22 protein-coding genes are annotated in these 18,425 nt (G+C 59.8%); 19 read left to right on the forward strand and 3 right to left on the reverse strand.

Annotation, left to right across the window (positions count from 1 at the left end; all coding sequences use genetic code 11):
• The first annotated feature begins 5 nt into the window (after nucleotides 1-5).
• Complete coding sequence (locus tag B5F39_RS09500; protein ID WP_087366544.1) at nucleotides 6-1,064, forward strand: SurA N-terminal domain-containing protein; 1,059 nt, start codon at nucleotides 6-8, stop codon at nucleotides 1,062-1,064.
• A gap of 105 nt (nucleotides 1,065-1,169) precedes the next feature.
• On the opposite strand, the gene B5F39_RS09505 is transcribed toward B5F39_RS09500, so the two are convergent.
• Nucleotides 1,170-2,090: a LysR family transcriptional regulator gene (locus B5F39_RS09505; protein WP_087366547.1), complete on the reverse strand. Its 921-nt coding sequence runs from the start codon at nucleotides 2,088-2,090 to the stop codon at nucleotides 1,170-1,172.
• A 117-nt stretch (nucleotides 2,091-2,207) separates the two neighbouring features.
• On the opposite strand from B5F39_RS09505, the gene B5F39_RS09510 reads away from it, so the two are divergent.
• The 8 genes from B5F39_RS09510 (at nucleotide 2,208) to B5F39_RS09540 (ending at nucleotide 10,305) form a co-directional block, all read left to right on the forward strand.
• Nucleotides 2,208-3,839, forward strand: a complete 1,632-nt coding sequence (locus tag B5F39_RS09510) for an FAD-dependent oxidoreductase (protein ID WP_087366550.1) — start codon at nucleotides 2,208-2,210, stop codon at nucleotides 3,837-3,839.
• Nucleotides 3,840-3,854: 15 nt separating this feature from the next.
• A complete protein-coding gene (locus B5F39_RS09515) occupies nucleotides 3,855-4,808 on the forward strand; it encodes a (4Fe-4S)-binding protein (protein ID WP_087366555.1) in 954 nt (317 codons plus the stop codon).
• A gap of 422 nt (nucleotides 4,809-5,230) precedes the next feature.
• Nucleotides 5,231-6,196 (forward strand): putative sulfate exporter family transporter, encoded by a 966-nt coding sequence (locus B5F39_RS09520; RefSeq protein WP_087366557.1) that lies wholly within the window; start codon nucleotides 5,231-5,233, stop codon nucleotides 6,194-6,196.
• A 224-nt stretch (nucleotides 6,197-6,420) separates the two neighbouring features.
• Nucleotides 6,421-6,825, forward strand: coding sequence for a LysR family transcriptional regulator (locus tag B5F39_RS14440; protein ID WP_204245088.1), 405 nt, complete (start codon nucleotides 6,421-6,423; stop codon nucleotides 6,823-6,825).
• Between the two features lie 14 nt (nucleotides 6,826-6,839).
• Nucleotides 6,840-7,301, forward strand: a complete 462-nt coding sequence (locus B5F39_RS14445; RefSeq protein WP_204245089.1) for a LysR family transcriptional regulator substrate-binding protein — start codon at nucleotides 6,840-6,842, stop codon at nucleotides 7,299-7,301.
• A 66-nt stretch (nucleotides 7,302-7,367) separates the two neighbouring features.
• Nucleotides 7,368-8,453 (forward strand): cyclophilin-like fold protein, encoded by a 1,086-nt coding sequence (locus B5F39_RS09530; protein WP_087366560.1) that lies wholly within the window; start codon nucleotides 7,368-7,370, stop codon nucleotides 8,451-8,453.
• A gap of 17 nt (nucleotides 8,454-8,470) precedes the next feature.
• The gene (locus B5F39_RS09535) at nucleotides 8,471-9,115 is read left to right on the forward strand and encodes a flavodoxin (RefSeq protein WP_087366563.1); all 645 of its coding nucleotides are present in this window, start codon (nucleotides 8,471-8,473) and stop codon (nucleotides 9,113-9,115) included.
• A 35-nt stretch (nucleotides 9,116-9,150) separates the two neighbouring features.
• Nucleotides 9,151-10,305, forward strand: a complete 1,155-nt coding sequence (locus tag B5F39_RS09540) for an aldo/keto reductase (protein WP_087366566.1) — start codon at nucleotides 9,151-9,153, stop codon at nucleotides 10,303-10,305.
• A gap of 152 nt (nucleotides 10,306-10,457) precedes the next feature.
• Here the strand turns inward: B5F39_RS09540 and rpsT are convergent, their stop codons facing one another.
• Entirely contained in the window at nucleotides 10,458-10,724 is a 267-nt protein-coding gene (rpsT, locus tag B5F39_RS09545; RefSeq protein WP_087366569.1) for a 30S ribosomal protein S20, read from the reverse strand.
• Nucleotides 10,725-10,944: 220 nt separating this feature from the next.
• Between rpsT and rpmH the strand changes: the two genes are divergently transcribed.
• The 10 genes from rpmH (at nucleotide 10,945) to B5F39_RS09595 (ending at nucleotide 16,829) form a co-directional block, all read left to right on the forward strand.
• Nucleotides 10,945-11,079: a 50S ribosomal protein L34 gene (gene rpmH / locus B5F39_RS09550; RefSeq protein WP_087366572.1), complete on the forward strand. Its 135-nt coding sequence runs from the start codon at nucleotides 10,945-10,947 to the stop codon at nucleotides 11,077-11,079.
• A gap of 5 nt (nucleotides 11,080-11,084) precedes the next feature.
• Nucleotides 11,085-11,477: a ribonuclease P protein component gene (locus B5F39_RS09555; protein WP_239391207.1), complete on the forward strand. Its 393-nt coding sequence runs from the start codon at nucleotides 11,085-11,087 to the stop codon at nucleotides 11,475-11,477.
• Nucleotides 11,450-11,773, forward strand: a complete 324-nt coding sequence (gene yidD, locus B5F39_RS09560) for a membrane protein insertion efficiency factor YidD (protein ID WP_087366576.1) — start codon at nucleotides 11,450-11,452, stop codon at nucleotides 11,771-11,773. Before B5F39_RS09555 ends, yidD begins: the two co-directional genes overlap by 28 nt.
• A gap of 9 nt (nucleotides 11,774-11,782) precedes the next feature.
• Nucleotides 11,783-12,604: a YidC/Oxa1 family membrane protein insertase gene (locus B5F39_RS09565; protein ID WP_087366579.1), complete on the forward strand. Its 822-nt coding sequence runs from the start codon at nucleotides 11,783-11,785 to the stop codon at nucleotides 12,602-12,604.
• A 3-nt stretch (nucleotides 12,605-12,607) separates the two neighbouring features.
• Nucleotides 12,608-13,306 (forward strand): RNA-binding cell elongation regulator Jag/EloR, encoded by a 699-nt coding sequence (jag, locus tag B5F39_RS09570; RefSeq protein WP_087366582.1) that lies wholly within the window; start codon nucleotides 12,608-12,610, stop codon nucleotides 13,304-13,306.
• Between the two features lie 12 nt (nucleotides 13,307-13,318).
• On the forward strand, nucleotides 13,319-14,095 hold the full coding sequence (locus B5F39_RS09575) for a prolipoprotein diacylglyceryl transferase family protein (protein WP_087366585.1): 777 nt from the start codon (nucleotides 13,319-13,321) through the stop codon (nucleotides 14,093-14,095).
• A gap of 118 nt (nucleotides 14,096-14,213) precedes the next feature.
• A complete protein-coding gene (locus B5F39_RS09580; protein WP_087366588.1) occupies nucleotides 14,214-15,719 on the forward strand; it encodes a Do family serine endopeptidase in 1,506 nt (501 codons plus the stop codon).
• 246 nt (nucleotides 15,720-15,965) lie between these two features.
• Complete coding sequence (locus B5F39_RS09585; protein ID WP_143330711.1) at nucleotides 15,966-16,286, forward strand: hypothetical protein; 321 nt, start codon at nucleotides 15,966-15,968, stop codon at nucleotides 16,284-16,286.
• 17 nt (nucleotides 16,287-16,303) lie between these two features.
• Nucleotides 16,304-16,621, forward strand: coding sequence for a hypothetical protein (locus B5F39_RS09590; RefSeq protein ID WP_087366594.1), 318 nt, complete (start codon nucleotides 16,304-16,306; stop codon nucleotides 16,619-16,621).
• Nucleotides 16,608-16,829, forward strand: coding sequence for a hypothetical protein (locus tag B5F39_RS09595; RefSeq protein WP_087366596.1), 222 nt, complete (start codon nucleotides 16,608-16,610; stop codon nucleotides 16,827-16,829). The genes B5F39_RS09590 and B5F39_RS09595 overlap by 14 nt, the downstream gene beginning before the upstream one ends.
• 105 nt (nucleotides 16,830-16,934) lie before the next feature.
• Here the strand turns inward: B5F39_RS09595 and B5F39_RS09600 are convergent, their stop codons facing one another.
• Complete coding sequence (locus tag B5F39_RS09600) at nucleotides 16,935-18,293, reverse strand: GntP family permease (RefSeq protein WP_087366599.1); 1,359 nt, start codon at nucleotides 18,291-18,293, stop codon at nucleotides 16,935-16,937.
• Nucleotides 18,294-18,425: the final 132 nt, after the last annotated feature.

Genomic DNA, 18,425 nt, shown 5'->3' on the forward strand with positions numbered 1-18,425 from the left:
TTAGAATGCTGAGAAACCACACCAAAGTGATAATGATAATCGTCATACTGTTCTTCGTCGCCTCCTGCTTCGCGGGCTACGGCCTCTACGTGCGCGGCGGCGGAGACGGCGAAGGGATGAGGGATTACCCGGTCGCCGAGATAGACGGGCGCGAAGTGATGCGCTCCGCGCTGGAGCAGGGCGCCGCCCGCCTCTCCGAACAGTACGGACGCGAGATAACCTCCGGCGATATACCGATGATACGCCAGGCCGTCATAGACAACATGGCTGTGGACTCGGAGCTCGAAAAAGAGATAAAGGCGCGTAAGCTCAGCGCCGACAAGGGCGAGATAGACGACGCTTATACGCGCATGATGGACAGCTATCCGACGCGCGAAGAGTTCTTCGCCTACATGCAGCGCTCCGGCGTCACAGAGAAGCAGATAAAGGACGACATTGCGCGCCGCATACGTATGCAGAAGCTCATGGAATCCCTCGGCGAGAACATAACGGTGGAGGATTCCGAAGTCACAGCTTTCTACGACGCGACGAAGGACTTCCTCTACAAGCAGCCCGCCGGAGTCAAGGCCAACATAGCCACCTTCCGTAAAAAGGAATCCGCCGAGGCCGCGCAGAAGGCTATAGCCTCCGGCGCGAAATGGGACGAGCAGATAGAGAAGTACCGCGCCGACGTCGAGATGGCGACGCCTTACGATAATCCCGTGATACTCACCGACCAGATGCTGAAGAACGAGCTTGCGCCCATCAAGGACGCGCCGGTGAACAAAGTCACCCCGGTCGAGAAAGCAAACGACCCGTTCGTATTCATCGCCATCAACCGCGGACGCGAGACGGAGCGAGTGCTGCCGTTCAACGAGGTCAGCGCCGACGTGCGCGCGACGATACGCAATCAGAAAATGCAGGCCGAGCAGCAGAAGTTCTTCGAAGAGCTTCTCAGCCGAGCGAACGTGAAGATACTCGACCCGTCGATATTCCCGCAGGAGCCGGCGTCCGCCGACAAGACGCCCGCCGCGGAGCCCGCGTCGCCGGACAAGACCGGGGCCGCCTCCTCCGACGCGAAATAGCGCGGGACATACGAGACGAATAAACGCCGAAGGCCGGAGCGCATAGCTCCGGCCTTTTTGCGTGATCCGGCCTCGCGCGGCATATCTCTCCTCCGTCCGTGCGGGCTACCCGTCAAGGCGTATCATATCGTCCTTCTGCGGCAGTTCGTCCTCCTTGCCGTCGAGCGCCTCCTTTACGAACATCTCCATACTCTCCGTGATGAACTTATCTTTGTGGTAAATCAGAGAAAAAGTCCTGTCCCATTCGCCGCCCGGCCTGTATATCGCCCGCACGGCGCCGCTCGCGAGATGCGGCGCGAGCAGGCGTACCGACGCGACGCCGACGCAGCCCTCCTCGACGACGGCGCGCAGCGTGGCGTCGAAACAGGCGACCTCCCATTTGACTTTTATCTTACGTCCTCGCTCGCGCATGAAATTTTCGAAAATCTCTCGAGTGCCGCTGCCGCTCTCACGCAGTACGAAGCTCTCCGCGCCGAGCTCGGCGATATCCACGCTGGCGCGCGATGCGAACGGATGGCGCGCGGAGCAGAAAAGCGCTACGTAGTCGTCCCGGCAGTGAAACGACTGCACGTCGCGGCTGCGCACGCGCCCCTCGACGATCGCCACGTCGAGCTCAGACGCCAACAGCATCCGCTCTATCGTCCGCGTGTTGTTGACGTAGCTGTAAATCTCGGCCTCGGGCCTCGCAGCGCCGAAGCGCTTCACGAGCGCGGGCGTCAGGCACATCCCGACGGTGACCGAAGAGCCTATTCGCAGCCTGTCGCGCATCTTGTCCGGCGACATGTCGTACTCGAGCCGCTCGTATGCGGCTGCCACCTCCTTGGCGCGCGCCAGCAGCCTGCGCCCATCTTCCGTTATGTAGAGCCTCTTGGAAAGCCTCTCGAAAAGCCGCGTCGAGTAATATTCCTCAAGCTCGCGTATGATCTGGCTCACGGTCGGCTGCGCCAAATGGCACTCGCGCGCGGCCGCGCTGACCGAGCCCCCCTCGGCGACCCTGATGAAAACCTTGAGATGATGAAGAGTCATTCCGCGCCTCCAATGTATAGCATTTGCCTATGAACTCAATTATATTTTATTATGTTTAATAATTGAAGAAAACGCATATAATTATAATGTTAAAAATCCCACGAAGGATGTGATGACGTGAAAATTCTTGTAATCGGCGGAGTCGCTGCGGGAACCAAGACGGCGGCGAAGCTTAAACGCGAGGATAGGAACGCGGAGGTTACGATACTTGTAAAGGATAACGACATATCCTACGCTGGCTGCGGCCTGCCCTACTACGTCGGCGGCGTTATAGAAAACAAAGCGTCGCTCATCGTCAACACGCCCGCGAAATTCTCGGCGCTGACCGGGGCGAAGGTGCTCACCGGCAAGGAGGCAGTCGCTCTCGACCGCGCGGCGAAGACTGTGACGGCGGCGGACGTCGAGACCGGCGAGAAAAACGTCTATGAATACGACAAACTTGTGATCGCCGTCGGCGCGTCGCCGATATTCCCGAAACTTCCCGGGACTGAGCTCAAAAACGTCTTCGTGATGCGCAGGCCCGAGGACGCCATAGCGATGCGCGAGCTGCTCGACACCGGGACGGTCAAGCGCGCCGTCGTCTGCGGAGCCGGCTTCATCGGCCTCGAGGTGGCGGAGAACCTCGCGGCGAAGGGCGTCAAAGTGTCCGTCATAGACATGGCGGAGCAGATACTCCCGGGCTTCGACCCCGAAGTCGCGGGCTACGTCGAGCGCAAGCTCGCCGACAGCGGCATCGTCTGCTTCACGGGGACGAAGCTCGAAGGCATAGAGGGGACGGATACCGTCGAAAAGGTGCTTACGAGCCGCCGCGCTATGAAAGCCGACCTCGTCGTGCTCGCGCTCGGCATAAAGCCGAACACCGCCTTCCTCGCGGACAGCGGACTTGAGACCGCGAAGAACGGCACGCTCGTGGTGGACGGCGCGATGCGCACCAACGACCCCGACATCTACGCCGCCGGCGACTGCGTGACGGTCAGAAACAGGATAACCGGCGCTCCCGCCTGGTCGCCGATGGGCTCATCGGCTAACATGGAGGGGCGTGTTGCGGCTAAGAACCTTGCGGGCGGCGAAGAATCATACGTGGGCGTCCTCGGCACCGGCGTATGCAAGCTGCCTGGCATCAACGTAGGCCGCACCGGGCTCACGGAAGCAGCCGCGAAAGCCGCCGGCTACGACGCCGTCAGCGTCACGGCTGTCGTGGACGACAAGGCGCACTATTATCCCGGCGCGTCGAACTTCATCGTCAAGATGACAGCGGACAGAAAGAGCGGTAAACTGCTCGGAATGCAGACGCTCGGCCCCGGCGCGGTGGACAAGATGACCGACATAGCGGCGCTCGCCATATCGATGAACGCGACGCTCTCCGACCTTGAGAACCTCGACCTCGCCTACGCGCCGCCCTTCTCGACCGCGATACATCCATTCGTCAATATGATAAACATAATGGAGAACAAGCTCAGCGGCGCGCTCGACTCGTTCACGCCCGCGGAATTCGCGGCTGGCGCCGCCGAGGGCTATAAATTCATCGACACTTCGATACAGCCGTCGCTGCCGAGCCTGCCCTATCTCGACTACACGAAGGTTGACGAGAGCTTCGACAAGTACGCGAAGGACGAAAAGCTGCTATTCATATGCGCGAAGGGGAAGCGCGCGTATCTGACGCAGAACAAGCTCAAGGCATACGGCTTCACGAACACTAAGGTGCTCGAAGGCGGACACACCTTCAACGAAATAGAGACCGAAGAATAGAAAAGGGGAAGAACTGTGGAAAACGGACTCGTAACAGCCGCGGAGGAAAAAACTGTAAAGGCGCTCGGCTTTCTGCGCAACAAGGGGACGAACAACTTTTCGGCGCGAATCATAACGGTCAACGGTAAAGTGACGGCGGAGCAGATAGCCTGCCTCTCTGAAGCCGCGAAGCTCTTCGGCAACGGAGTAGTGACTCTCACGACGCGCCAGACCTTCGAATGCCAGGGCGTGCCCTTCGACAAGATAGAGGACTTCCGCGCCTACATAGCGAAAGCCGGCCTTGAGACCGGCGGCACCGGCTCGAAGGTGCGCCCCGTAGTATCGTGCAAGGGTACGACCTGCCAGTACGGCCTCATCGACACATTCGCCGTCTCGCAGGAGATACACGAGCGTTTCTACGAAGGCTACCGCCAGGTGCGCCTGCCGCATAAGTTCAAGATAGCCGTCGGCGGATGCCCGAACAACTGCGTCAAGCCCGACCTCAACGACCTCGGCGTAATAGGCCAGTGCGTTCCGGAATTCGACGAAGACTCCTGCAACGGCTGCAAAAAGTGTTCAGTCGAGGCGTCGTGCCCAATCGGAGCGGCGAAGCTCAAAGACGGAATGCTTGAGATAGACTGGGACAAATGCAACAACTGCGGCCACTGCGTCGGAAAATGCCATTTCGACGCAGTGACGGAGAAGACGCGCGGATACAAGATATACATCGGCGGACGCTGGGGCAAGTCCACGATGACGGGCCGTCCGCTCTCGAAGATATTCTCCGAGAAGGAAGAGGTCATGCTGACGATAGAAAAGGCTCTGCTCCTCTTCCGCGAGCAGGGAAAGACCGGCGAGCGCTTCTCGCAGACGATAGAGCGCCTCGGCTTCGACTACATCGAGAAGGAGCTGCTCGAGGGCGACATAATGTCGCGCAAACAGGAGATACTCGACGCGGAGCTGCACCTCACCGGCGGCGCGACCTGCTAGATAAAAAATCAAAAAACAGAACGAAGCGGAAGGGCGGCGCTCTTCCGCTTTTTTGCGTTCGCCCTCCGTCGGAGAGAAACAGCCGGTCCCACCGTCATTTCGTGCTTTGACGTAAAGTTATAGTTCGCGTTAGCGGACGTTTTGAATTTTCATCAACGCTTTGCTAACGCCCGATGAGACGGGGCGGGCTCCGCCGGGCGCGTTTCTCGGCGGACGCGGAATCACGCGGCTTTCGGCATGTGAGGCGGAAGTGGTGTAAGCCGCAGCCACCCGCGCTAAACGCACGTCAAACGGGGCTGGCGTCCCCCTTATGGTATAACATAGTAATTTTCTATGTTTTATATCAAAACCTATTATTTTTCATAATGAATATGCTCCTGTATAATCGCGGCATAAACGAAAAAACTTGGGGGAATACGGCGATGGACATTCATAACGCTCTTATGGAACGGACGGCGGGGAACAAATATTTCTGGTTCGCGGCGGCGGCGCTGCTCTCGGTGATAACGCCCAATCCGGCTGTCGGCCTGGCGCTCGGCCTCGCGATCGCGCTCACCGCAGGCAATCCGGCGCAGAAGGATACGTCCGCGGCGTCGAAGAAGCTTCTTCAGCTCTCCGTCATAATGCTAGGCTTCGGTATGCGTTTCGACGCGGTGCTCAAGGTCGGCTTCGCTTCGTTATGGGTGACGCTGATTTCAATTTCCGCCACTCTCGCGATAGGTTCGCTGCTCGGCAAAGCCTTCGGTATAGAGCGCAAGCTCGCCGTGCTCTTAAGCTCCGGCACCGCGATATGCGGCGGCTCCGCGATAGCTGCGATGGCTCCCGCTATCTCCGCGTCGAGCGTTGAGACGGGCGTCGCGATGGCTGTCGTCTTTCTGCTCAACGGCATAGCGCTCTTCGTATTTCCTCCGCTCGGCCACGCGCTCGGCCTTACGCAGGAGCAGTTCGGCTTCTGGGCGGCGCTCGCGATACACGATACCAGCAGCGTCGTCGGCGCGGCCTCCATATACGGCGCGGCGGCTCTGGCAATAGGCGCGACCGTTAAGCTCACGCGCGCCCTGTGGATTCTCCCCGTATCTTATCTAGGCGCGCGTCTCGCCGGCTCCGACGCGAAGGCCAAGTTCCAGTGGTTCCTGCTTGGCTTTCTGCTCGCGGCGCTCGTCCGCTCGCTCGCGCCGGGATTCTCGCAGCTCTGGGACGCCGGCGCTCTCGCCGGAAAGCACATGATGACCGGCACGCTCTTCCTCGTCGGAGGCGGGCTCGGGCGCGCCGAGCTGAAAAAGATAGGAGCGAAGCCGCTCGTCATGGCCGTCGCCCTCTGGCTCGCCGTCTCCGCGCTCAGTCTCACGGCTGTAAAGCTCGGCTTCATGCCTTCGCTCGCGCTCTGACGCCCATTCCCGCAGATTTTGCATAAATACCGCCGTGCCGCCGCTTTTTCACGAAAGCATACAGGCGCGGCGTTTTTTCATACCGGCGAGCGGGTCGGCAAGAGTGCGGACCGATGCTGCGCCTTATACGCGGCGAAAGCTATCGTCTGCGTTTTTTGCCCTTTTCCACGCGCTGATATAATGAAACAATAAGAACGTAAAAAGCCGGAAGCGGTGGAATCGCTATGGAGCTTAAAGCTATGCGGATTTTTCTTGCGGCTGCGGAGGAAGGCAGCATAACTAAGGCGGCTGAATCGTTGAATCTGCCGCAGTCTACTCTGAGCCGCCAGCTCGCGCGGCTCGAGGAGGAGCTCGGGGCGAAGCTGTTCACGCGCGGGCCGCAGGGGATAGAGCTGACGAGGGAGGGGCTTATGCTCCGGCGGCGTTCCTCCGAAGTCATGGAACTCGTGGAGAGGACGAGGAGCGAGCTCCGCCTCTGCGGCAGGGATAGGCCGCTCACTGGCGATATTTCGATAGGCGCGGGCGAGCTCGCCGCGACGGACGCTCTTGCGGAATATATCGAGGTTTTTTCAAAGCGCCATCCGCACGTTTCGTTCTATCTGTACACGGGCAGCGCGACAGAGGGCTGACCGACGTCGGGCTCATGCTTGAGCCGGTAAACGTCGAGCGGCACGATTTCGTCAGGCTCGGCGTGCGGGAACGCTGGGTAGCCCTGGTGCCGCCGGGTTCGCCGCTCGCGCGCCTCGACGCCGTGTCTCCTGCGGAGCTGTCTAAGCATCCAGTCATCATGGTCAGGCGTCCGCACGTGAAGAGCGTGCTCGAAAACTGGTTCGGCGGCTATTACAAGAATTTGCGCGTCTCATTCACGAGCAACCTGAGCACTAACGCCGCGCACATGGTGCGGCGCGGTCTCGGCTGCGCGCTCGTGATCGAGGGCTCGGTCATGTTCTGGGACAGGTCGTTCGTCCGGGCCGTGCCGCTCTCGCCGGAGCTGCTTTCGACGAGCGTGCTCGCCTGGAAGCGCGGCCAGCCGATGAGCCCCGCCGTCGAGAAGTTCGTCGATGGCGCGCGAATCCATTTCAAGCATGACGCGGCGATGAAATAGGAGTATTAGACATCGCAATCCGCTGAATCTAAAATCTGATCACTGACCGATAAAGGCGCGCCGCGCATGAAAATCGCTGCGCGCCACGAATTTCAGCCGCTTTCGCGCGGCGAAAGGATGTTGTGCTGGATGAAGAAGATTTTCATGCTGCTGTTGTTGGTATTGTCACTATGCGCCGTTTCATTGTGCGGCGGTTCGGCGCGCGCTTCGGGCGAGGGGCGCGTGCTTGTAGCCTATTTCTCGCTGTGGGGTAATTCTGGGTATCCAGAGGGCGCGGACGCGACGTCCTCCGCGAGCCTGCTTGAAACGGGCGGCACACGCATTGGGACGACCGAGTACGCCGCGCGGGTGGTGGGCGGGCTGACGGGCGGCGAGCTTTACGCTATACGCACGACTGACAAATATCCGGCGGATTTCGACGCGGTAATAGAGGCGAATCACGACGAGATAGACAGGGGCTATCTGTCGCCGCTCTCAGGCGCTCTGCCCGATATGTCGGAGTACGACGCCGTGTTCATAGGCTATCCCGTCTGGGCGAACACAGCGCCGCGCGCCGTAGTGTCTTTCATTAAGGAGTGCGGCGGCCTCGCGGGAAAAACCGTCGTACCCTTCTGCACTCACGACGGCTACGGAAGCGGGCGCAGCTACGCCGAAATTTTCTCCGCCGCGCCAGATGCCGGGCGGCATGAAGGAATAGACATAGATGCGCGCGGCGTGCCGGACGCGCGCGGGCGCATAATCGAGTGGCTGCGCTCGATAGGCATGGCGCGCAAGGCCGAGGCGGCGGAGACGCGGAAAATTACAATTACGGCGGCGGGGCGCAGCCTCTACGGCGTGCTCTTCGACACTCCGCTCGCGCGCGAGATCGCCGCGCGTATGCCGCTGACCGTCTCGATGGTCGGCTACGGCGGGCGCGAGTATTACGGCGGTTTGGATTTCACGCCGCAGACCGAGGCCGAGGGCCGCCTGCGCTTCGACGACGGAGACATAACCTACAGCCCGACGAACAACACTCTCGCTATTTTCTACGCGCAGACGGACCGCCCGAACCTCACGATGGAGGTCATACCGATAGGGCGCGTCACCTCCGACCTGAAAATCTTCGACACGCTCGGCGGACGCGAGGATTTCACATTCGCGGCTGCCGAGTAGAGGCGGAGGCTCACTGCATGAAGTTTTCAAGATATTGCGGGATTTTTCTCTGCGCGGCGCTCGCGGCCCTGCTGGCGGGCGCGGCCCGATGCGATGCGCCGGGAGACGAAGCGCGCGGGGAACGGATACTCGTGGCCTACTTCACATGGGCGGAGAACGCGCGCCCGAGCGGCGCGGCGGAGGTGGACGCGGTGACCTCCGCGAGCCTCGCGCCTCCGGGCAATGCGGGGCTGATCGCCTCGTGGATAGCGGAGGAGACCGGAGGCACGCTCTTCCCGATAATCGCAGAGGAACCGTATCCCTCCGATTTCGACGAATGTCTTGCGCGCGTGCGCGAGGAAAAGCAGAGCGGCGCGCGCCCCGCGATAAAAGACTTAGGCATAGACGCGGGCGAGTACGGCGTGATTTTCCTCGGCTATCCGAACTGGGGCTGCACCGCGCCGATGCCGGTTTTTACTTTCATCGAGAAGTACGGCATGAGCGGCAAGACGATAATCCCATTCTGCACCTACGGCACCGGCGGGGCGGCGGAGAGCATCCGCGAGCTGCGCGCCGCGCTTCCGGCCTCGGCTGAGATGAAGGGGCACGTAGGCGTCTATCGCGACGACGTCGCGGGCGCTAGGGGAAAGATAACGGAATGGCTGAAACAGCTAGGCTATTAGACGTTTTGCGCGGAAGAAAGAGAAGGAGAAGCGAAATGACAGACGAAACGAAAGAGCGGGCCGGGGCGGTGAGCCGCAGGGATTTTCTGAAAACGATGGCGCTCGCCGGGGCGGCCGCGAGCGTCGGCGGATTCGCGGCGGGCGAGGCGAAAGCGGCGGAAAGGGCGAAAAGCGCGGCGCGCGGCGAATTGCCGAAGAGGACGCTCGGAAGCGGGAAGGCGGCGATGACCGTCTCGGCGCTCGGCTTCGGCTTGATGGGCATGACCTACAACCGCAGCGCGCACCCGGACAAGGCGCAGTGCATAAGGCTGCTTCACGAGGCCGTCGACCGCGGAGTGACGCTCTTCGACACTGCGATAATATACGGCCCGCTCACGAACGAACTGCTTGCTGGCGAGGCGCTGTTGCAGTTTAGGGACAGGATAAGCGTGACAACTAAGTTCGGACACGAGGCGATAGACGGCAAGGCGACCGGACGGCAGAACAGCCGTCCCGAGACGATACGCCGTTACTGCGAGGATTCTCTGAAGCGTCTGCGGCTCGACGCGCTGCCGCTCTTCTATCAGCACCGCGCCGACCCGGAAGTGCCGGCCGAGGAGGCCGCCGGCAATGTGGCGGAGCTCATAAAGGAGGGCAAGGTGCTGCGCTGGGGGATGTGCGGGGTGAGCGCCGAAACGATACGCAGGGCCCACGCCGTCTGTCCTCTGACTGCGGTACAGAGCGAATATCACCTGATGTTCCGCGACGTCGAGACAAACGGAGTGCTCGATGTCTGCCGCGAGCTCGGGATAGGCTTCGTACCGTACAGCCCGATGAACTGCGGCTTCCTCGGCGGCGGCATCAACGAGTACACCGTGTTCGGCCCTGGCAATGACAACCGCCAGACGCTGCCGCGCTTCACTCACGATGCGATACGTGCGAACACGAGAATAGCCGCCGCGCTCCAGAGCTTCGGGCGCATGCGCGGAATGACCGCGTCGCAGGCCGCTCTCGGCTGGCTGCTGCACAAAGCGCCGTGGCTAGTCCCCATCCCCGGCACGACTAAGCCGTCTCACCTCGAAGAAAACCTCCGCACGCTAGACTTCGCCTGTTCCGGCGCTGAATGGAAGGAATTGGAGGACGCCGTAGCCGCGATTCCCGTGACGGGAGACCGATACAACGCCGAACAGCAGCGTCAGGTCGGGCGCTGAAGGGCGCAACAATACAAAAAACGCAAAAACGCCGCGCCGCACGGCCTACCCGCAGCAGCGCGGCGTTTTCAGCGCCATGCGCAGAGTACGAAAAAAACGGAGCCTCGTGCGAGCGCTCCGCCGTTTCCTTTTATAATGGTTGTGTGTGAAGCCTAGGCCTGGAGGGCTTTGACTTTAGCCGTGATGCTCGCTTTGCGGCGAGCGGCTGTGTTACGGTGGACGACGCCCTTTACTACCGCCTTGTCCAGTACGCTCTGAGCCTCGTTCAGCCTCTTCGTCGCAAGTTCAAGATCCTTGCTTTCCACCGCTTCGAGGAGTTTCTTCACCGCGTTCTTGCAGCGGGTCTTCCAGAAACGGTTGTAGATGCGGTTTCTCTCAGTGACCAGGACTCGTTTTTTAGCTGATTTCTTGTTTGGCAATGCCGTCACCTCCTTCACAAAGACAAGGGGAATCTTACCATAAAATATGGCCCGTGCGCAATACTTTAAAAATTTTCCGCGGAAATTTTGTCGCTTTCCTTGCCCTAACGCCGCCTCTATGCTATATTTAACAGGTTGTTTGGGGAATAACCGTACAATGATAATTCTGTATAGAATTTGAACCTTTTAGAATGAAGCAATTACGCAGGAGGTGTTGTCTGTGAAAAGGACGTTTCAGCCGCACAATCTGAGAAGGAAGCGCGCTATGGGCTTCCTGGAGCGCTCCGCGACGCCGAGCGGCCGCCGTATTCTTAGGAACCGCCGCCGTAAGGGCAGGGCGCGCCTCGCCGTCTAGTTCTGGTGGATTTTGGGTTTTCATCTGCCGCGCGTCTTAAGAAAGGCTGGCAGTTTGATTTTGTTTTCCGCACCGGACGTCGCGATTCAGGCGCGCTGGTGCGGTTGTTGTATGTAACGAACGCCGAGGGGCCGGCGCTCGCCGGCGTCGCTGTAGGCAAGAAGATAGCCTGCGGCGCGCAGCGGGTGCGCGGAAGGCGTGTGCTGCGCGAAGCCGTCCGCCGTCTGTTGCCTTGGACGAGGGACGGCGTGTGGATAGTCGCGTCGCTGCGCGCGTCGGGGCTTGAAGCGAACGCGCGCGACGTTTACAGCGACCTCGCGGCGTGCATGAAGAGGCGCGGGCTTCTTGCGAAGGACTGGCCCGGCGCCGATTGGAGCGTAGATTCAAGACGCGGCTGATCGGGCGTGCGGCAGGCTGGCTCCTTATCTTCGCCGTCCGCGTCTATCAGACGGTTCTGTCCCCCATGCTCGGGGGCGGAAAGTGCCGCTTTTATCCGAGCTGTTCGGAATACGCGGCTGAGGCTTTGAACAGGTACGGCCCCGCGATAGGGCTGTGCCTCGCGGCGTCGCGGCTGCTGAAATGCGGCCCGTGGCACGAGGGGGGCTACGACCCCGTGCCGGAACGCCGCGACATTGAGGCGCGGAAATGGCTGGGAAAGCTCCTGAGGCAGAAGGAGCGGACTTCGAAAGGTTAGGTGGAAATTTTGGGTGGTATTTGGAATGGGGCAGGCCAGCTCCTTCTTTCTTTCCTTGAGTTCCTGTACGGCATCACAAATTCATACGGATTGGCGATAATCATCCTCACCCTCATCGTCAGGGTGGCGCTCTATCCTCTGAACCAGAAGCAGATGGTCAGTATGCAGCACATGCAGAAGATACAGCCGATGCTCAAGGTTATCCAGGAGAAATACGGTCACGACCGTGAGAAACTGAATCAGGAGACGATGCGCCTCTACAAGGAATATAAGGTGAACCCCGCCGCGGGGTGTCTGCCGATTCTCGTTCAGCTCCCTATACTGATACTTCTTTTCAAGGTTCTTAACTCTTACGATTTTTCAGGTACTTCGTTCTGCGGCGTCCTGCTCGGATCGTCCGCGACGGCGGGGCTCGGCCAGGCCGTCGGCGTCGCTCCCGGCCCGGACGGGATATACAGCCTGTTCGCCGTTCTCTCCGGTATTTTCAGTAATCCGGCCGGGCTCGCCAACGCCGGGCTCTATCTCGGCAACCTCGCGCTGCTTATAGCGATTTCATTCCTCACGTGGGCGCAGCAGAAGCTTTCCGGCGCCGGCAACAACCCGCAGATGGCTATGATGAACACGATCATGCCTATATTCATGGCGTTCATCTGCCTTTCGATGCCTGGCGGCGTAATGCTCTACTGGGGGCTTTCATCTCTGATAGGCATAGCGCAGCAGTATTTCGTCATGAAGAAGACGAAGGCGGAGATGGCTATAAAGCCGACGCTCCATAAGAACAAGCCGGTGAGCGCGCAGCGCGTCGGCGACGATGACGACGACGAGGAATAGTCTATGAAAAATACTTCCGATACAGAACTTATGCCGATGCCGGAGATAGAGAGCCGCGTGCTCGAATGCTCCTCTGTGGAAGAGGCGAAGGCCAAGGGAGCGGAAATCTGGGGAATTAAGCCGGACGACGTTGACGCGACCGTGCTTTCCGAGGATAAGAAGCTTTTCGGGCTTCTCGGCTCTACTTATAAGGTCGAGGTCGCGCCGTTCGCCCCGGTCTCTTATATAAAGTCGTGCCATTTCGTCAACGAGGTGCTCGATAAAATGGATCTCGACCTCATTCCAGAGCTCACCGACGACGGCATCATCAATCTGGTCGGCGAGGATGCCGGGGTCGTGATAGGACGCTACGGCGAGACTCTGAAGGCGCTTGAATATATAACCAACCTCGTCTGCCACGACGATATGTCTACGCGCCGCGTGCGCTTCGACTGCGGCGGCTACCGCGCGCGCCGGGAGCAGACTCTGCGCCGCCTCGCCGAGTCGATAGCGCGGGAGGCTAAGCGTAAGGGCTCGCCCGTGAGCCTCGAGCCGATGTCGAGCTGGGAGCGCCGCATAATCCACATAGCTCTGCGCGACGACAGGGACGTCGAGACGCGTTCGGTCGGCGAGGAGCCGCTGCGCCGCGTGCTCGTCTGCCCCGTCGGAGGCGCGCAGAAGCGCGAGAGGGGACGCAGGCCTCAGCGCCGCAGGTACAGCTAGCCGGGGGACGTGATGCGCCCGGTACTCTTTGAGATTTTCGGAGCGGAGATCCGCAGCTATTATCTGCTGTGGGCCTCCGCCCTTTTTTTGCTCGTCGTGTGGACGCGCCGCCGCGCGTCGCGCGTCTACGGCATGGACGACCGCGCCGTCTCGTCCGTCCTCGTATGGGTCTACTGCGCCGGTATCCTCGGCTCGTTCATCCCGGGGATAATAGAGCGTATTCCGCTCTATCTGGACGGGCGCATAGAGTTTTCCGAAATCTTCCGCGGGCTGTACTCCGCCGGGGGACTGCTGTGCGGCGGTCTATTCGGCCTCTGGCGGCTGCGCCGGCTCGGCGCGAGCGCCGACGCGTTCGCCGACGCGGCGTCGGTCCCGCTCGCCGCGATGCTCGCGCTCGGCAGAGTCGGCTGTCTGCTCGAGGGCTGCTGCTCCGGCGCTGGCGGCTTTTACTCCGAGCCTCCGGCGCTGTGGCTGCACTTTCCGTCGGACGCGCCGAATTTCTGGCGTTTTCCCTCGCAGCCGGCGGAATCCGCGGCCTCCCTCTGCATAGCGGTTTTTCTCTGTCTTCTAAGCGCGGCGCTGCCCGAGGATGCTCGCAGGCGTGGCGGCGTGCTGTTTCCGTTCATGCTGATTCTATACGGCCTTTACAGGCTGTTGTCCGACCCGCGCCGGCAGCTATACGCAGACGGGCTGATGAACGTCAACGCCTTCGTCTGGGCCGCCGGGATCATAGCCGGCGCGGCGTGGCTGTGCCGCACCGTCAAGCGGCGTCTCGCGGAGCGCCGCTGAAAATTCGCCGCCGATTCTCGTCAAACTTTATTGACTTTCGTTGACCTTATGCTATTATATCCACTATGCAGGGCAGTACATATTGTTGAAGCGAGAAGTATTACGGAGGTGTTCCAGTTTGGAAAAATTTAAAAAGTTCGGTACGGCCGCTCTCGCGGCGCTTATCTTGTTCGCCGGCGGCACGGCCGGCTCATATATAGCGACGAGATATACGCTCGGAGAGTCCGGCGTCGTGAAGCAGACGAATCCGGCGGGCGAGGCCGTAGCCTCTCTGCCGGGGACTGAGGACGTGAAGAATCCTCTCGTCGCTATAGTCAAAAGAAGCTCGCCAGCGGTCGTCAACATCGACGTGGAGAGCATGGTTACGCAGCAGCCGGTGATGAACCCGTTCCAGGGCAATCCGTTCTTCGACGAGTTCTTCGGCGAAGAGTTCTTCGGCCCGCAGCAGCCCAGGAAGGTTCCGCGCCGCGGCAAGGGCTCTGGGTTCATAGTGAGCAGGGACGGCTATATACTGACCAACAACCATGTCGTCGAGGATGCGGAAAAAATACGCGTCACTATGCTCGACGGGCGTACCTTCGACGCGAAGAAGGTTGGCCAGGACCCGACGTTCGACCTAGCAGTCATACAGATTGAAGCTAAAGACCTTCCCTTCCTTCCGCTCGGAGACTCCGACGCGACCGAAGTCGGCGAGCAGGTAGTGGCCATAGGCAACCCCTACGGCTTCGGCAGCACTGTAACGGCCGGCATAGTCTCCGCCAAGAACAGGACGCTGCAGGCCCCTGGGGTCAACTTCCAGGGATTCCTTCAGACCGACGCTGCGATCAACCCAGGCAACAGCGGCGGGCCGCTCATCGACATGAACGGCAGCGTCATCGGCATGAACACGGCTATAATCCCCTACGCGCAGGGCATCGGCTTCGCCATACCTATCAACATGGCGAAACAGGTCATGGACGACCTCATCAAGCACGGCGAAGTGCGCCGCGGCTGGCTCGGCGCGACGGTGCAGCCTCTGACGGCTCCGCTTGTCGAAGCCTATAAGATACCGGTCAAGGAAGGCTCTATAATAGCCGACATACAGCCCGGCTCGCCGGCGGAGAAGTTCGGCCTCAAGCGCGGCGACGTTATAGTCAAGATAGGCGACAAGGACGTCAAGAGCAGCGAGGACGTCGTCTACGCGGTGCGCAACAAGCTTGCGGGCGACAAGGTGAACTTCGAGATATACCGTGACGGCAAGAAGATGAACGTTGAGATAACGCTCGGCGACGTGAGCGGCGCGAAGACCATCGAGAACGGCAGACAGCGCGGCGGAAAAGGCGGCGGCCAGCAGGCTCCGGCGGAATCAAAGCGCATGGGCATAACGGTAGTCCCCAACAGCCCGGAGTTCAGCGAGGAGCATAACCTTTCCGAGAGCGGCGGCGTGGTCGTCGTCTCGGTAGAGCGCGGTTCGCGCGGACAGCGCACCGGGCTTCGCGCCGGCGACGTGATCCTTGAGATAAACCGCCAGAAGATAAACTCCATAGCGGACTGGGAGCGCATGATGAACGAAAAGACGAAGAACTTCGGCTTCCTCGTCTCACGCGGCGGACAGACGCTATTCATCTCTCTCGGCGAAGAGTAGAGAAAGCTCAAGAAACCATAAGGCTGCACAGAAAGGAGTCCGGACGTAAGCCCGGGCTCCTTTATCATATGCGCGGACAACGGACTCGATAGGCAACGGGTTAAGGTATGAATGAAGGGGAGCATTCGGCGGCGAAGCTCCGTGAATGTTTTATTATCTTTACCGGCGGCTATCAACAAAAGTCAATGCAATGTTATAATGAAAAACGGATACGGCTCGGAGCCGTGCGGAAGGAGGAGCATATATATGAACGACGAAAACGCAGTCCTCGAGGGACGGGAAAAGATCGAAGCACTCGAGGCGAAGATCGCAGAGCTTGAAGAAAAGCTTGCGGCGCGTCACGAAGAAGCGCGCGGGGAGAAGCTACATGCGCTTGAGGCGAACGCCAAGGCGCAGGCGAAGCATCTTTACGAGGAGCTGGAACCTTTCCTTGAAAAGTATAAGGGCGAAGGCCGCGAGCTGGAAGAGCTCATATGCGACAAGATACGCAAGCATCCCGGCGCGTCGCTCGCTCTCGCCTTCGGCGCCGGCCTTGCCGCGGCCGTGCTGCTCGACAGGAAGCGCTGAACGCCGGGATTCTCGCAGTGAACAGGTTCGCCGCCGCAGTACTCAGCTTTTTCGAGCTGCTTGAAGCCGAAGGGCGCGAATTCCGCAGCCAGGCAGAAGCCGCCGTTCGGCGCGCGCTTCTTCTGTTCTTCGGCGGGCTGATGCTGTTCGCCGCCGTACTGGCAGCCGGCTTCGCCTTTTTCGCATTCGCGGCGCCGCTGATAGGGCGGCCAGCGGCCGCGTTGACCGCAGCCGCGGCGTTCTGCGCCGGAGGGCTGACGCTGCTGCGCCGGGCCGCGCGTACAGGCGCGGAAAACAGGACGCATGGGGAGGACGGTACAGATGGCGGGCTGTAAATCTCTGGCCGAAGCGAAGCGCGACTTCGCCGCCGCGACTGACAGGCTGCGCCCGTCAGTGATAATGCAAGATCACCCCGGGAAAAGCGTAGCCCTGTCGGCGCTTGCAGGAGCCGCAGCCGGACTTTCCGGCAGACGCGCGCTGGGGCTGGTTTTCCCGTTACTGGACTTCGCCGGGCTTGCTCTAAGGCTTCTTGCAAAAAAATAAAGGATTCGGAAACATCAAAAAAAGCCGCCGCTTTCATCATAAGCGGCGGCTTGATTTTGATGCTTATTTGCCGGCCGGCTCTTGCTTCTCAGCCGCCGGCTTCATTTACGCGAGTATCATGTAGGCGATGACGACTCCGACCATCGAGGCCAAGCCTATGACGAGCGTGCCTATCGTCTGAGTTCTGTATCCGTCCTCCACCTTCATCTCGCCGAAGTTCGTAACGACCCAGAAGTAGGAGTCGTTCGCGTGCGAGACTGTCATTGCGCCGGCGCCTATCGCTATTACGCAAAGCGCTGAAAGCGTCGGTGTGGCGAGGCCGAGAGCTGGAAGCACAGGGGCGAGCATACCGGCTGTAGTAGTGATAGCGACCGTGGATGAGCCCTGAGCCGTCTTGAGGATGGCGGCGAGGATGAACGGGAAGAATATGCCGACCGTCTCAAGCACGTTCGAGTGCTGCATTATGAACGGAACCATATCGGAAACGCTGATGACCTTTCCGAGGACGCCTCCGGCAGCCGTTACGAAAAGTATCGGGCCGACCACCATAAGCGTCTCGTTAGTCATATTGTAGAATTCGGAAGTCTTACCGGCCTGTACGAGCAGTATCACGCCGAGCACGACGGCGACGGCGAGGGCTATTATCGGCGTACCGAGGAACGTGATGAACGGAATGTCAATCTTAGCCATGGCGCAGGCGGAGGCTACTCCCATCAGAATGATCGGGACGATGATAGGGGCGAACGAAGCGACTGCGCCCGGAAGCTGCCCGTATTCCTTAAGCAGCTCTTCGTAAGTCTTCACCGGTTCGCTGCCTGACTCTTCAGCGAGTTCGTCCTTCGACTTGACCTTTTTCCCAATGTATTTGGCGAATATATAGCCCGCAATAAGCGGAGGAATCGACAGAACTACGCCGAGCACGATGACGAGGAGCAGCTCGTCTCCCACGCCGAGAAGGTTCGCCGCGGCTATCGGGCCAGGCGTCGGCGGTATGAAGCAGTGGGAGATATAAAGACCCATCGAAAGGGCTACCGTCATAGTTACGCTTGAAACGCCGGTGCGCTTGACGAGAGCCTTTCTTATCGGGTTCAGTATGACGAATCCGCTGTCGCAGAAGACCGGGATTGAAACTATCCAGCCCATGATTAGGATCGCTAGGTCCGGGTTCTTCTTGCCGACGAGCTTGACGACGACGTCCGCCATCTTGAGCGCGGCCCCGGTCTTTTCAAGCAGCGACCCGGTGAGGGCTCCGAGTATGATGACGATGCCTATGCTCGTAAACGTACCCGAGAACCCTGTCCCGATAGTCCCCGGAATGTCCTTCAGCGGTATTCCTGCGACCAGCGCGAAGAACAGAGAGACCGTCATAATGGAAAGGAACGGATGGATCTTGAACTTTGAAATTGCGACGATCATCGCGATGACTGCCACTACAAACATAATAATAAGCGGTATGCCTGTCATCTTTGAACGACCCCCTATAAAAAAATATTAGTGCCATTGCCGCAGCACGCCGGCTATTGTATCCCCTCGCGAAAAAGTTTACAATGTTATATATAACAACTATTATGTCTCGTGTTGGTATAAAAAACAGTC

Origin of the sequence: Cloacibacillus sp. An23 (assembly GCF_002159945.1) — a bacterium.
Classification (GTDB): domain Bacteria; phylum Synergistota; class Synergistia; order Synergistales; family Synergistaceae; genus Caccocola.

Coding starts and splice junctions, on each gene's coding strand:
- B5F39_RS09500 (WP_087366544.1), top strand. CDS start 6: ATGCTGAGAAACCACACCAAAGTGATAATGATAATCGTCATACTGTTC.
- B5F39_RS09505 (WP_087366547.1), bottom strand. CDS start 2,090: ATGACTCTTCATCATCTCAAGGTTTTCATCAGGGTCGCCGAGGGGGGC.
- B5F39_RS09520 (WP_087366557.1), top strand. CDS start 5,231: ATGGACATTCATAACGCTCTTATGGAACGGACGGCGGGGAACAAATAT.
- B5F39_RS14440 (WP_204245088.1), top strand. CDS start 6,421: ATGGAGCTTAAAGCTATGCGGATTTTTCTTGCGGCTGCGGAGGAAGGC.
- B5F39_RS14445 (WP_204245089.1), top strand. CDS start 6,840: ATGCTTGAGCCGGTAAACGTCGAGCGGCACGATTTCGTCAGGCTCGGC.
- B5F39_RS09530 (WP_087366560.1), top strand. CDS start 7,368: ATGAAAATCGCTGCGCGCCACGAATTTCAGCCGCTTTCGCGCGGCGAA.
- B5F39_RS09535 (WP_087366563.1), top strand. CDS start 8,471: ATGAAGTTTTCAAGATATTGCGGGATTTTTCTCTGCGCGGCGCTCGCG.
- B5F39_RS09540 (WP_087366566.1), top strand. CDS start 9,151: ATGACAGACGAAACGAAAGAGCGGGCCGGGGCGGTGAGCCGCAGGGAT.
- jag (WP_087366582.1), top strand. CDS start 12,608: ATGAAAAATACTTCCGATACAGAACTTATGCCGATGCCGGAGATAGAG.
- B5F39_RS09575 (WP_087366585.1), top strand. CDS start 13,319: ATGCGCCCGGTACTCTTTGAGATTTTCGGAGCGGAGATCCGCAGCTAT.
- B5F39_RS09585 (WP_143330711.1), top strand. CDS start 15,966: ATGAACGACGAAAACGCAGTCCTCGAGGGACGGGAAAAGATCGAAGCA.
- B5F39_RS09595 (WP_087366596.1), top strand. CDS start 16,608: ATGGCGGGCTGTAAATCTCTGGCCGAAGCGAAGCGCGACTTCGCCGCC.
- B5F39_RS09600 (WP_087366599.1), bottom strand. CDS start 18,293: ATGACAGGCATACCGCTTATTATTATGTTTGTAGTGGCAGTCATCGCG.